At 59.4% G+C, this 13,349-nt stretch carries 13 protein-coding genes and 1 pseudogene; 9 read left to right on the top strand and 5 right to left on the bottom strand.

Annotation, left to right across the window (positions count from 1 at the left end):
* The 3 genes and pseudogenes from Q0M35_RS12665 to Q0M35_RS12675 all read right to left on the bottom strand — a co-directional run.
* Positions 1 to 985 (bottom strand): annotated as a pseudogene (locus Q0M35_RS12665) (hypothetical protein); the annotation flags it as partial.
* Positions 985 to 2,007 (bottom strand): universal stress protein, encoded by a 1,023-nt coding sequence (locus Q0M35_RS12670; RefSeq protein ID WP_295315831.1) that lies wholly within the window; start codon positions 2,005 to 2,007, stop codon positions 985 to 987. The pseudogene Q0M35_RS12665 and the gene Q0M35_RS12670, both read right to left, overlap by 1 nt.
* A gap of 182 nt (positions 2,008 to 2,189) precedes the next feature.
* On the bottom strand, positions 2,190 to 2,417 hold the full coding sequence (locus Q0M35_RS12675) for a hypothetical protein (protein ID WP_295315855.1): 228 nt from the start codon (positions 2,415 to 2,417) through the stop codon (positions 2,190 to 2,192).
* A 46-nt stretch (positions 2,418 to 2,463) separates the two neighbouring features.
* Here Q0M35_RS12675 and Q0M35_RS12680 point away from each other — a divergent pair, with 46 nt between their 5' ends.
* Together Q0M35_RS12680 and Q0M35_RS12685 are read left to right on the top strand one after the other, a co-directional pair.
* On the top strand, positions 2,464 to 3,675 hold the full coding sequence (locus tag Q0M35_RS12680) for a cyclopropane-fatty-acyl-phospholipid synthase family protein (RefSeq protein ID WP_366519659.1): 1,212 nt from the start codon (positions 2,464 to 2,466) through the stop codon (positions 3,673 to 3,675).
* Between the two features lie 4 nt (positions 3,676 to 3,679).
* Positions 3,680 to 4,207, top strand: coding sequence for a universal stress protein (locus Q0M35_RS12685; protein WP_295315833.1), 528 nt, complete (start codon positions 3,680 to 3,682; stop codon positions 4,205 to 4,207).
* Positions 4,208 to 4,263: 56 nt separating this feature from the next.
* On the opposite strand, the gene Q0M35_RS12690 is transcribed toward Q0M35_RS12685, so the two are convergent.
* Positions 4,264 to 4,524 (bottom strand): hypothetical protein, encoded by a 261-nt coding sequence (locus Q0M35_RS12690; RefSeq protein ID WP_295315835.1) that lies wholly within the window; start codon positions 4,522 to 4,524, stop codon positions 4,264 to 4,266.
* Positions 4,525 to 4,759: 235 nt separating this feature from the next.
* On the opposite strand from Q0M35_RS12690, the gene Q0M35_RS12695 reads away from it, so the two are divergent.
* The 7 genes from Q0M35_RS12695 to Q0M35_RS12725 all read left to right on the top strand — a co-directional run bounded on the left by Q0M35_RS12695 (position 4,760) and on the right by Q0M35_RS12725 (position 12,376).
* Complete coding sequence (locus tag Q0M35_RS12695; RefSeq protein WP_295315837.1) at positions 4,760 to 5,743, top strand: zinc-dependent alcohol dehydrogenase family protein; 984 nt, start codon at positions 4,760 to 4,762, stop codon at positions 5,741 to 5,743.
* Positions 5,744 to 5,834: 91 nt separating this feature from the next.
* Positions 5,835 to 8,483, top strand: a complete 2,649-nt coding sequence (locus Q0M35_RS12700) for an erythromycin esterase family protein (protein ID WP_295315839.1) — start codon at positions 5,835 to 5,837, stop codon at positions 8,481 to 8,483.
* 432 nt (positions 8,484 to 8,915) lie between these two features.
* Positions 8,916 to 9,359: an Hsp20/alpha crystallin family protein gene (locus tag Q0M35_RS12705; protein WP_295315841.1), complete on the top strand. Its 444-nt coding sequence runs from the start codon at positions 8,916 to 8,918 to the stop codon at positions 9,357 to 9,359.
* Positions 9,360 to 9,383: 24 nt separating this feature from the next.
* Positions 9,384 to 9,785, top strand: coding sequence for an Hsp20/alpha crystallin family protein (locus Q0M35_RS12710; RefSeq protein WP_295315843.1), 402 nt, complete (start codon positions 9,384 to 9,386; stop codon positions 9,783 to 9,785).
* A 44-nt stretch (positions 9,786 to 9,829) separates the two neighbouring features.
* Positions 9,830 to 10,339: an Hsp20/alpha crystallin family protein gene (locus tag Q0M35_RS12715; protein WP_295315845.1), complete on the top strand. Its 510-nt coding sequence runs from the start codon at positions 9,830 to 9,832 to the stop codon at positions 10,337 to 10,339.
* Positions 10,340 to 10,395: 56 nt separating this feature from the next.
* Positions 10,396 to 11,799, top strand: coding sequence for a DegQ family serine endoprotease (locus Q0M35_RS12720; RefSeq protein WP_295315847.1), 1,404 nt, complete (start codon positions 10,396 to 10,398; stop codon positions 11,797 to 11,799).
* A gap of 28 nt (positions 11,800 to 11,827) precedes the next feature.
* A complete protein-coding gene (locus Q0M35_RS12725; protein ID WP_295315849.1) occupies positions 11,828 to 12,376 on the top strand; it encodes a nucleotide exchange factor GrpE in 549 nt (182 codons plus the stop codon).
* A gap of 155 nt (positions 12,377 to 12,531) precedes the next feature.
* On the opposite strand, the gene Q0M35_RS12730 is transcribed toward Q0M35_RS12725, so the two are convergent.
* The gene (locus Q0M35_RS12730) at positions 12,532 to 13,263 is read right to left on the bottom strand and encodes a DUF5765 domain-containing protein (protein WP_295315851.1); all 732 of its coding nucleotides are present in this window, start codon (positions 13,261 to 13,263) and stop codon (positions 12,532 to 12,534) included.
* Positions 13,264 to 13,349 lie beyond the last annotated feature (86 nt).

A 13,349-nucleotide genomic window follows, 5' to 3' on the forward strand; every position in this document is an offset into this window, starting at 1 on the left:
AGAGCGCTGCAGAGACAAGCAGAAGAAGCCAGGCCGCATAAAACGCTCCGCGGTGGTCCGCCACGCGGCGCTTTATTGCCATCTGCCACGGAACACGGCACTCCAGATCAGTCTCAAGCGCACGAAATCCATCGCCGATCAACCAGTATCCGACATGACCACGGGGGGTGTCCGCTCCTTCGCTGCGCGATAATCCGACCGCCGCGCGCGCCACGTCGGATTCCGATCTGTCGCAACGCGATGCCAGGTCTTCGACCGTGTCGCGATACCGGTTGCGGGCCTCGAATGTCATGGCGGAATAGACATCCGCGGGGTCGTTGGCCAGTTCCGCTTCGATGCAGCTGACAAGATCCACAAAGTCCGGCCATTTGATCGCATCCACTGCGGTAAGGTTGGCGATCACTCTGGCAATGGTATCGCCGGGCGGGATGCCGGCACTGGTGGTAGTGTCGGTGTTCTGCAGTGAAGGCACTGCCAGCTCCGGGCTGATCGCCCCCACTGCATTGATGAAATTCTCAAGGCAAACCAGCCGCAGCATGGACGGCATCACCCAGAGCTCGGCATTTGTCAGCTCTGCAGACCGCTGATAGTGCTTCATAAATCTGGTCAGGTCCGTCAGCGTGATCTGTGGCTCCAGAAGATCGCAGACGGCCTGTGACACTGCGAAAGCGCGCGGGAGGCCTGCGCCACCCGACCGGCGAAGCGCTGGCAGTTTTTCATAGAAGCGGCGCGGCAGGTCCTCGTTGAGGCGTCGCAACGCGCGCAAAATCCGGTAGTCATTGTCGAGGATCCATTCCGCTGCACGCGCCTGATCGGCGGGCGGGTCGGCGCACCAGCGGCGAACGCCACGGAACCAGTCCTCAAGGGCCGGCAGCACAAGGTAGGTTTTGATAAACGCGGGCGGTCCTGCAACAGTACAGTGTTGTTTCTGCGCGATATTGCGAGCGATCCGCGCGTCAAACGACGATATTTCCTGCTCGTTCATCAGTCAGTGCCAGCCGGTTGCCTGACCCCCTTTGATGAAATCGACCCGAATGCATGGTTTTGTCCGGAACTGTTCCGTGTGCGCACCAGCAGCACGGGTATTGCCGATTTGTCGAGAATGAACCGCGCCACATCGCCGGTGGGCACATCTTTGTGACCGCTTTGTCCGTGGGTCGCCATGACAACAAAGTCAGCGTTCTCTTTTGACATAATATCGATCAGCTCTCGCCGCACATCATTGCCACTGGAAATTCTGACTGATATCGGCAGGCCGTTGTGCTCCAGGTTTTTTCTGATCCGCGCAAGATAAGTTTTTCCGGCCTGTTCATTCCGGCGCCTGACGATGGCGTGAAGGCGTTCAGACTCGCTGTCCTGCGTTCCGAATTCCGTCAGCCCCGGGACGGGCAGGACATAGCAGATGACCAGATGCGCGTTTTCTGCCCGGGCCAGCGTAACGGCGACCGGAAGGGCCGCCTCCGCCCGGGTCGAGCCGTCAAGAGGCACGAAGACCCTGCGATAATTACTGTCCGGGCCGATTGCCGCGCCACTCGGTATCATCAGAACGCCAGCACTTCGTGACAACAGCACACCCCGTGCTGTCTCACTGGACAACCAGCCCAGAGCGTCGTGAGGGCGCACGGAGGCCGCAATATCTCCCTGCCGGACGTCCATGAACGCCGTGATCTGGTTTATGCATTGCCCCTCAAGAAGCTGGACGCTGCAAGGGTTTTTGACATCGTCAGAGCGGTCGCTCTGCACACCCAGACGCTTCAGGGTCTGCTGTTTTCTGATATCCCATTCAACCGGATCAACCGGACTGTTGTTGTCCAGAGGTTTACACAGGACCTGCACCAGGATCACCTTGCCGCCATAAGCACCGGCAACCTTGACTGCGTGGCTGAGGCAGGCTGCGGTTGCGGCTGCGTCTTCGACGAAAACCAGGACGTCCGACGACTTAAAGGCCTGCACCGGTTCTGACGGCTGATGCCTGCCAGATGTTGATGGCCGCTGTGATCGGGTCATGTTGCTGTCGATCCTTTGATAAAGAAGCTTCTGCAATGCGATCCTTGCCGGATCAGCGGCAAAGCCTCAGCCTTCGGACATTTGCGGAACAGTTACGGTGCAACCCGGCGAAGAGATCGCACTGTGACAGGCTAAACATGAAATCCCTGCAGCGATTGATTTGCGTCAAGACGGCTCCCGTTTCATGCCCGAAACTCTGTCCGCAGCCGGCATCTCACCGGCTTGTCCCGGGCGATCAGTCGTCTTCTGACGGAATGCACCGGCATCGCAGGGATGGATTTGTCTTCCACCGGATCAGACTGGAACGACAGTGCCAGAATACGAAGGGACGCGATGATCCAGCTTTCGGAATACGCACTCCACAGGATGATGAGTTCAATACTGCGCGACGGTGACCTGCAGGTCACCATGCCCTCTGGCGCCTGTCACAGATACGGAAACCGGAGCGGCCGCGCGGTGAAAGTCAGGCTGCACGACGCCGCAACGGTCAGGCATCTGGCACTGAATCCGGAGATGGCACTGGGCGAAGCCTACATGAACGGAGCACTGACGATCCAAGGCGATGATCTGCAGACGTTTATGGGCCTGATCGTATCAAACGTTCGCGGAGCAGCCGCAAACGAAGTCTGGTGGCAAAAACCGGTTATGAGGGCGCGCACCGCCCTGCGGGGGCTCGCAAACGTCAACCTCGTAGAACGTGCGCGCGGTAATGTGGCCCGGCATTATGATCTGTCGGGGCGTCTTTATGATCTCTTTCTGGACAACGACCGGCAGTATTCCTGCGCTTACTTCAGGACTCCCACCGAAACGCTGGAGCACGCACAGGCGAACAAAAAAGAACACATCGCCCGCAAACTGATGATCGAACCGGGCATGTCCGTTCTGGATATCGGATGTGGCTGGGGCGGCATGGCGGTCAGTCTGGCCAGAGACTATGGTGCCCGCGTTGTCGGCATCACGCTCTCGGAGGAGCAATATGCCTGGGCAACCCGGCGCGTGGAAAACAGTGGTCTGGCGGATCGGGTCGACATCCGGCTCTGCGACTATCGCCATATTGAGGGGACTTTTGACAGGATCGTCTCGGTCGGGATGTTCGAACACGTGGGGCTGCGCCATTTCGATGCGTATTTCCGGACAATCAGGGACAGGCTGTCTCCGGATGGCATAGCGCTGGTCCACACGATTGGCTGGACCGGTCCGGCGCAGGGCACAAATCCGTGGATCGACCGGTACATTTTCCCCGGCGGCTACATTCCGACCGTCTCAGAAGCGATGAGCGCCATCGAAAAGACCCGGCTCTGGGCAACCGACATTGAATGCTGGCGACTGCATTATGCCTGTACGCTGCGGCACTGGTACGACCGGTTCCAGAAGAACGCAGACCAGGTTGAAGCGATGTATGATGACCGGTTCGTCCGGATGTGGCGCTTTTATCTTGCGGCCTGCGAGCAGACATTTCGCCACGGTCCACAGGCGGTGTTCCAGTTTCAGTTGTCACGCAATATCGATGCTGTCCCCCTGACCCGGGATTACATTTATGAGCGATCCGATGTGCGGGCACGCCCGCGGACGACAGGCTCTCAACGCCCGGTGCTTGTGTCCGAAGGTGGCCGGACCACGCGTCCGGGCGCGGGAAACAGTTCAGAATTCACACTGTATAAGGAGTAAGACAATGATCGAAAGAATCCTCCTGGCGGTTGACGGATCCGACACCGCTCAACGCGCCACCGATCTCGCGGCCGAACTGGCAGTCAACCTGAATGCTGACCTGTTCATCGTACATGTGCTGATGCACGGTCGCCCGTCGAGGGAGCTGGTGCATATGGCGGAGGTGGAACATCTGGTCAGAGAGGCGCATTCCGCCACGTCACCGAAATCGGCCTATGTCCCCGGTAGTTACCCTGAATTGCTGGGGGGCGATGCGACGGATGCCAGAACTGCACGGATCATTTCCGCCCTTGGCGAGCAGATTGTCGCAAGAGCAAAAACCCGATGTGCTGAGCTTGGCGCAGGAACTGTCGAAACGTCGGTGCTTGCAGGTGACTACGCCGATGAAATCCTTGAGGCGGCACGCGAACACGACGTCGATATTCTCGTCATCGGGTCGCGCGGGCTGGGCGTTCTGAAGAGCACTCTGCTGGGCAGCGTGTCGCAGAAGGTGTTGCACCACGCGGACTGCAGCGTTGTCATCGTCAGATAAAGAAAGCGGTGTGCCTTGACGGACGTCGCTGTCATCCGTTCGCAAGCATTTCGAATTCAGGCACCGATCCTCCAGATCCGGCGGAGATCTGTGACAACGGCCCGGGGGATCCTGTAGTAACGCGCGATTTCCGGATCGGACAGACCGAGGTCCGCGAGCGTTTCAAGGCACTGTTTCGGCGTTGGCCCGAGCACATGCAGATATTTTTGCAATTCATAAGTGAGTTTATGCCGCTTCGACCGGCGTTCGGTCGGAAATGCCGGCCCGCCGGTTCCGGGCTTTCGATACATTCCCGGCGTGTTCTCAAAGTCTGGCATTGCGGTTCTTCACCCCCACACCATCAGATGTACGAACATGCCAAAGCCACTATTACGAACAGTGATCCCGCGATTGATTTCAATCAACCCAGGCGCCGGATTGCGTCCTGCCGCGCAAAAACTTGCCGACCGCACCGCAGGCGCAGGCCGCGACTGCACCAGGGCCGGTTGACCCGCATCATTTTCGCAGGCCGCGAATGGTCCAGGATCCGTGATCATCGGCAGGGAGGTCCTGATGCTCGCAATGGTTCTGAACAAAGGTGAAACCACTCTTCGCGCCAGGGATGTCCCGGCACCGGACTGCGGTCCTCGGCAGGTCCGGCTCAGGGTTGAAGCCTGCGGGGTGTGCCGCACCGACCTGCATATCATCGACGCAGAGTTGAAGAACCCGGTCCTGCCCCTGATCCCCGGGCACGAAATAGTTGGCAGGATCATTCAGTCGGGCGACAATGTTGAAGGGTTTACCACAGGTCAGCGCGTCGGCGTGCCCTGGCTGGGAAAGACCTGTGGCAGCTGCCCCTATTGCCTCGCGGATCGTGAAAACCTCTGTGATGCACCCGGGTTCACGGGATACACGCTGAACGGTGGCTATGCCGAAGAATGCGTCGCTGACGCGGGTTATGTTTTTGCTCTTTCAGAGGATGCAGACCCGGTGAGACTGGCACCGCTGCTGTGCGCAGGGCTGATCGGCTATCGCAGCTATACCATGGCAGCTGACGCGCAGCGCCTCGGGTTTTACGGCTTCGGTGCGGCGGCGCATATCCTGGCGCAGATCGCTGTATGGCAGGGCCGCGATGTCTATGCCTTCACGCAACCAGGCGATATCGCGACACAGCGCTTTGCGCGCCGGAAAGGTGCCGTCTGGGCGGGCGGTTCAGACATGAGCCCCGGCGTTTCACTGGACGCGGCCATCATCTTTGCCCCTGTGGGTAAACTCGTGCCTCAGGCGCTGAAAGCAATACGCAAGGGCGGTCGCGTGATCTGTGCGGGAATTCATATGAGCGACATTCCGTCATTCCCCTATGCCGACCTGTGGCACGAGCGTCAGATTATGTCCGTGGCCAACCTGACGCGCGGGGACGGTGACGCGTTTTTCGCGCTGGCCGACAAGGCCGGTGTCCGGACAGAGACGACGCCCTACCCGCTCAGAGATGCAAACAAGGCCCTCGATGACCTGCGAAACGGCCGTCTGAACGGTGCCGCGGTGCTCGTGCCCTGACCGCCAAGGGATCTGCGAAATAGCGCGGCATGATTGATCAAAGTCAATCTTGAGTGACCTGCGGCCCAATAAAATCCGCGCTATGGAACAGATGGCTCTCATTTTTGCTGATCGCGCTGACGCAGGCCGGAAACTGGCCGACGCTCTCGCCGCAATGGAGCTTGATCATCCGCTGATTTACGCCCTGCCCCGCGGTGGTGTTCCTGTTGCCGTCGAAGTGGCAAAAGCCCTTCACGCGCCGCTGGATCTGTTGCTGGTGCGCAAGATCGGAGCACCTCGGAATCCTGAGGTGGCTCTTGGGGCGATCGTCGAAGGCGCCAGCCATGAGATCGTTATTAACGAGAACGTGAAACGCCTGTCCGGCGCCGATGATGCCTATATCTCGAAGGCCGTGCAGGACCAGCGGGCCGAGCTTGAACGGCGCAGAAGTCTCTATCTGGGCGATCGTCCGAGGCCCGACCCGAAAGACCGGACCGTGGTTGTCGTCGACGACGGGCTGGCGACCGGGGCCACGATGAAGGCAGCTCTCATCGGGCTGAAGCGCAGCGGGCCAGCGCGGATAATTGTGGCACTTCCGGTTGCGCCGAAGACGGCACTGGAAGAGATTTCCAATCAGGCCGACGACATTATCTGTCTGCATCCGACCACAGCCTTTCGGGGGGTGGGTGGCTTCTACAAGGACTTTCATCAGCTCACCGATGCCGAAACGGTCGCTCTGCTGGCGCAGATCCCGGCGGACAAGGCCCGTCCGTCACATACCCGCAAGACAGGCACACACAAACGTCAGGTGGCTATCCCTCCGCTGGGGCTCCCCGGCGATCTGACAGTTCCGCCAGACCCGCGCGGCATTGTCCTTTTTGCCCACGGCAGCGGTTCCGGCCGGGGCAGCCCTCGCAACAGATATGTGGCGGAGAAACTGAACGGAGCAGGATTTGCAACGCTTCTGTTCGATCTGCTCACGCCGCAGGAAGCACAGGACCGCAACAACGTCTTCGATATTCCTCTGCTGGCGGACCGGGTGGTCGAAGCCTCGATCTGGATCACCTCCGAGCCTGATCTCGAAGATCTGCCGCTTGGCCTTTTCGGGGCAAGTACGGGTGCCGGGGCGGCACTGGTTGCGGCGGCTGAACTCAGGGGCCGGATCTCAGCAGTCGTGTCGCGTGGCGGACGGCCGGATCTGGCCATGGATTTCCTGCCACAGGTCACCAGCCCGACAATGCTGGTCGTCGGCGGTCTGGACTACGATGTCATCGATCTTAATAAACGTGCCCTTGCGTCCCTGACCTGTGAAAGCAGGATGGAGATCGTTCCGGGAGCCGGCCATCTGTTTGAAGAGCCGGGCACGCTGGAGCAGGCGGTGGATCATGCCGCCGGATGGTTCAGGGCGTACCTTCGCGCGGACGTGGCACCTTCCCGGCAGCAAGGTCCGTCGCCGGCAGATGTCAGCACTCAGTCCGTGTTCAGGACGGCCGCCGAACCCCTGCCCGCGATCAGCGATCCCGCATTTGCGAGGGCCTTCGACCGTTTCGGATCAAAACGTGTGGTGCTTCTGGGCGAAGCAACTCACGGCACTTCGGAATTCTACCGGGCCCGGTCTGCAATCACACGACGCCTGATAGAAGAACACGGGTTTTCGATTGTCGCGGTCGAAGCCGACTGGCCCGACGCCGCTGTGGTTGACCGCTACGTTCGCCACAAACAGAACCGGATGATGAAACCGCCGCCTTTTTCGCGCTTTCCGACATGGATGTGGCGCAACGTCGAGTTCGACGCGTTCACGCGCTATCTGCATCAGTACAACGGCACGAAAAACGCCGGCGGGCGCGTCGCTTTCTACGGACTTGACCTTTATAATCTGAGTGCGTCGATTGCTGCAGTTCTGGCGTATCTTGACCGCGTGGACGAAACAGCAGCCGCAGTGGCGCGTTCGCGCTATGCATGCCTGTCGGCCTGGTCGCATGAGCCCGCGGCCTATGGTCGTGCTGCCCTTTCACCCGGTTTTTCCACTTGCGAAGAGCCGGTCACGCAAATTCTGATCGATCTGCTCAGGCAGCAACTGGACTACAGCGCGAAGGACGGCGACCGGTTTTTTGACGCCGCACAGAACGCGCGCCTCGTGGCGAATGCGGAACGCTATTATCGCCTGATGTATTATGGCTCACGACTGTCCTGGAACCTGCGCGACCAGCATATGTTCCAGACCCTGTGCCAGATACTGGCCCATGCCGGGCCGGACGAGAAAGCCGTGGTGTGGGCGCATAACTCTCATATCGGTGACGCGCGATACACGGATATGGGCCGCGCGCGCGGCGAACTGAACATCGGGCAGCTCTGTCGGGAAAAATTTGGCGATAGCGCCGCGCTGATCGGATTCGGAACCGCCTCGGGGACCGTTGCAGCCGCCTCCGAATGGGATGCCCCGATGGAAATCAAAGACATCCGCCCGCCGCGCCCGGATAGTTTTGAAGCGCTTTGTCACGACGTCGGTACCGAACGGTTCTTGTGGGATTTCAAAAAGGAACAGGCGCCCGAATTCCTGCCGCTCCTGAAACCGCAAAGGTTGCAGCGCTATATCGGCGTCATTTACCGGCCCGAAACCGAACGCGCGAGCCACTACAGCTATGCCTCCCTGCCCGGTCAGTATGACGCTTTCGTATGGTTTGACCGCACAAAAGCAGTCACCGCGTTGCCAACGCTTACAAATACCGCGGAGGACGAAACCTATCCGTTTGGCCTGTGAAATGACCCTGCGGACCCGCCACACCGCGCATAATTGCGGACCCGCTGCAGGGGCGCAGACAATGCCTCAGGGAGGAGAAAATGAGAAGCCAGAACCGGTCGCACCGGGTACCGTCAAAATTTTCGAACCGGTTCATGACAGCTTACGAACCGCTTCCCGGATTTTGTCCCGGAGATGCAAAAAAGGTGTCTTCGGGTGGTGGAATTACAGATGGCCAGCGCATTGCGGCCAATCCTCTGGCTGCCATTCAGGTTCAGCGCGGAGCCCGTGCTCCGCCGTCCTGCCTGATCGTCCGGAATTCCATGCCTGGCTGCGATCTGCATGCATCTTTCGTAAACCGCTCGCCCACCGGAAATTTCCGCGACCTCTGTCGGCGGATTTCCGGTGCCGGTCGGGTACCAGGCCCTCAACACTGCAACAAGGAGTAGTCCAATGCTTCAAACAGTTTTCCCCCCGCTGAACAACAGCGATCCGTTTTCGAACATGCGCCGCGCGCAGGGTGCGATGAACCGGCTGTTCGACGATCCCAGAACGTCTGGTCAGCCCACGGCCTATCCGCTCGTCAATTTCCAGGCGGGACAGGACAGCATCGTCATGACCACCGAATTGCCCGGTCTGACCGAAGAGGACATCGACCTGACGGTCAAGGATACAATGCTGTCCATCCGCGGAACCTATCCCGAACCGCGGAGCGGCGATGACGTCGTCTGGCACCGAAGGGAGCGCCCGCGAGGCACCTTTCTGCGCTCCGTGGAGCTGCCGTTCCGGGTCAGCCCCGACCATATCGATGCACGCTTCAGAAACGGTGTGCTGACGGTCGAGATGCAGCGCCCCGAGGACGACAAACCCAGACGAATTCAGATCAAGGCATCCTGATCTCACAAATGAAAGGAGATGAACATGGCACAGGATCTCAGCACACAAAACACACGCGATGTGGCCGCACCGGATGGCGAGCCGAACCGCAGGGCAATATCTTTCACGCCGGTGGTCGACATTTTCGAGGAAGATAATCTCACCGTGATTATGGCGGATATCCCGGGCGTGGAGCCCGACGACATCGACGTAACCCTCGAACGTCAGGCTCTGACATTGCGTGGCAGGGTAAAGCCCGGTGCGCCTGAGGGGTACCGTCAGTTATCATCCGAATACCGGATCGGTGATTACATCCGGGTGTTCACATTATCGGATGAAATTGATCAGGCCAACATCAACGCCGACTTCAGCAACGGGGTTTTGAGACTGGAACTGCCACGCTCTCCGGAAACCCAGCCCAGAAAGATATCAGTGAAGGCGTCATGATCCGTCTTTGCAACTGACCAACGTATACAAAAAAGGAGTACAAGATGCAGATCAGTGATTTAATTCCATGGAGCCGCGACAAAGACAAAAGCCAGGCTGGCGAAAGAGAAAACGGCGCCAACCCGCTTGTGTCGCTGCAACGTGACATCAACGAGGTTTTTGAGGACTTCTGGCACAGGGTCGAAAACGGCTGGACCGGTCGCAACGATGGTGTGGGGATGATCGGTCCCAGCACGGACGTCACCGAAACCGAAAAAAGCGTGGACGTCTCAATCGAGTTGCCCGGCATGACGGAAAAAGACATCGACATATCGCTGACCAGCGACTCGATGACGATCCGCGGTGAAAAGAAAATTGAGCACAAGGATGAACGCAAGGGCGTCTATATGTCCGAACGCTCCTACGGCTCGTTTTACCGCACGGTCCCGCTTCCTGCGGGTGTCGATACGGACAAGGCCGAAGCGACGTTCAAAAACGGCGTGCTCACCGTAAGCCTGCCCAAGACGGCTGAGGCGCAGGCGAAGATAAAACGCATTCCTGTCAACGCCGCATAACCCGTCCGGGGCCGGGCAATTCCGGCCCCGGATCAATTATCAAAAGGAGATACGCAATGCATCTGCCTGTTTCCCGCGTCGGCCACATTCTGGCATCAGTCTGCATAATTATCCTTAGTTTTTCCGTGCCGCCCCTGGCTCAGCCCGCAAATCAACCGCTCTATCTGAACGAAGACGGGCTGCCGACTCTGGCCCCCGTACTGGCCGAAGTGACACCGGCTGTCGTCAATATTTCTGTCGAAAGCCGCCAGACAGCAGAAATGAACCCCCTGTTCAATGATCCGTTTTTCAGACGTTTTTTCGATATGCAACCCATGCCTCAGGCGCCACAGGAACGCATGCAGATGAGCGCGGGATCCGGCGTGATCATTGACGCCGAAGAAGGGTACCTGCTGACCAACCACCATGTCGTCGAGAATGGCGACAGAATCGTCGTAACACTCAAGGACCGGCGTCAGTTCGATGCGGAGCTGCTCGGCAGCGACCCCGGTACAGATATCGCACTGCTCAGGATCGACGCCACGGACCTGACAGCGCTTGAACCGGGTGACAGCGACCGGCTGCAGGTGGGCGACTATGTCCTTGCGATCGGCAATCCTTTCGGACTTGGTCAGACCGTGACATCCGGCATTGTCAGCGCGCTGGGGCGCAGCGGCCTCAACGTCGAAGGCTACGAAGATTTTATCCAGACGGACGCATCCATCAATCCCGGCAACTCCGGCGGCGCACTGGTGACGCTTGACGGGCGACTGATCGGCATCAACACCGCGATCATTGCACCGACGGGTGGCAATGTCGGGATCGGCTTTGCCGTTCCCGTAAACATGGCGAACGCCGTCGTTGATCAACTGATCGAATTCGGAGAGGTCCGGCGGGGACAGCTTGGCATAATGATCCAGGACTTCACCCCCGACCTGGCCGAGGCGCTGGACATTGATGCCGAAGCCGGTGCAGTGGTCACCAGTGTCGAGCCGGACAGCGCAGCAGAGCAGGCCGGATTGCAACCGGGCGATCTGATCATCTCAGTGGATGGCAACCCCGTTGCCGGCTCCGCCGGTTTGCGAAGCCAGATCGGCCTGAAACGGCTTGGGCGCGAGGTTGAAATCGGTATCATCCGCGATGGCCGGACGCTGACGCTGAAGGCCGATCTGCGCGAAGGTAACGAGCCCGGCGCGACCGCCGGCGCGCGCGGGCCCGGCCAGCTTTCGGGCGCCGAACTTCGCGACCTGCAACCGGGCGACCCGCTTTATGGTGAGATTTCCGGAGTTGTGGTCGCGGGTGTGAACGCTGACAGCCTCGCCGCGCGTGCCGGCCTGAAAGCCGGCGACGTTATCCTGTCCGTCAACCGGGTCCCCGTCACCTCGGTCGCAGCCCTGCATCAGGAACTTGCATCCATCGACGGAGCGATCGCCATGATGGTTCAGCGTGGCTCAGCTCGCATATTTCTCGTCGTCCGCTGATGCCAGAAACCAGAAAAAGGAACGCGATATGGACAAGAGCAAAGAAAAAACCGATCAGACCGCCGACAAGCCGGAACCGGAAAAACGCGCAGACGCAGCCCGGGATAAGGATGTGGAACTGGAGGTACTCACCGACAAATGGAAGCGCGCGCTTGCGGAGGCGGAAAACGCCCGCAAACGCGCTGACGCCGCCCATGCGGACGGGCGGCAACACGGCGTAGCCATTGCCGTAGAGGCCCTCGCCCCTGTCTACGATGATATCTGTCTGGCGATTGATGCAGCACGCGCAAGCCCGGACGCTGATGCGCCCGCGATCACCGCACATCTGGACGGTCTCAAAAGAACCAGGACCGCCTTCGAGACAGCGCTGAAAGCCCTTGGTGTCAGAACTCTGAAGCCGGAAAACACGCCCTTCGATCCGGTGCTCCACGAAGCAATACAGATGCAGGAAACCGAAAAGTCCGGGCCGGGTCAGGTTCTTGTCCTTCATCGTCCGGGGTTTGTTCTTGGACATCGGCTGATCCGACCGGCGCATGTCACCGTGAGCGCAAGTCCGGGAAAGTCGTCTGAGGGCTGAGACCGCATGTCGCGTTCGACCTCTGCAGATCCGGCTGCACACGGCATGCCAGCCCCGGTTGCAAGTGGTGGATATCCCTGATCAGGGACGGGATCAGTGCCCGCCGGATCACTGCCCCGTAAAACAGGCGCTCTGCCCGATCAGAAGGGACGCTGCTAAGTTGCGTCCAAGCTCCGCCCCCACCACCGCTTGGTTGAAACCGATTGCCTGACCAGGGGGCTCAGACCGATCACAAGGATCGCAATCGAAAAAAGGCACCAGATCGCGGGCATCTCGTTCGGGTCTGATGTCAGACTGGCCGCCAGCAGCGGCCCTGCGACCGCGTGAACGATGACAAAACGCCATGCGCCATAGACCAGAGGCAGGATAAACGCGGCGATCATGTAGGTCGGGAAGCCCGACTGCGTGCCAAAAATCTGCTCAGCGCGCAGCATCAGGCCGTTGTAGGGAACATCCCATGCAATATGCCAGTCTCCTGACACGGTACACCAGCGTTCCGCGCAGAGCACGCTGCCAGGCTGGCAGACCCCAAACCATGGTGAGGGTATGATCTGAGCGAGCATCACCAGGGACGAAACGGCACAAACTGAAAATACAGCAACCCGCGCACGACGTCTGACCGCACCGGGGACAAGCTCAAGCGCGAAGGCATTTATAAAAAACGGCTGAAACACAATATGCAGATAGGACAGCACGGTAACGGACCGGTTGGCAGTTGTCCCGCACTGGTCGACAACAGCGTATCCTGCGACCTGTAACGCCTCCATTACCGCAAAACACCCCAGTGTGAGCCAGATTGCAGGTGGCTCGCCGCGCGCAAAGGTGAAAGCGGTCGCACCGATGCCGGCTGCAACCATCCCGATCGATGCTTCCATGCTCCAGCACATCTGAGCCCTTCCTTTCCCGTCCGACCATACGGACCAGCGCACCGGGCGGGTTGATGCTGGTCAATACCTGACCGGAAAGAGCAGAC

The sequence above is a fragment of the Roseobacter sp. genome (genome assembly GCF_024639605.1).
Taxonomy (GTDB): Bacteria; Pseudomonadota; Alphaproteobacteria; order Rhodobacterales; family Rhodobacteraceae; genus Roseobacter.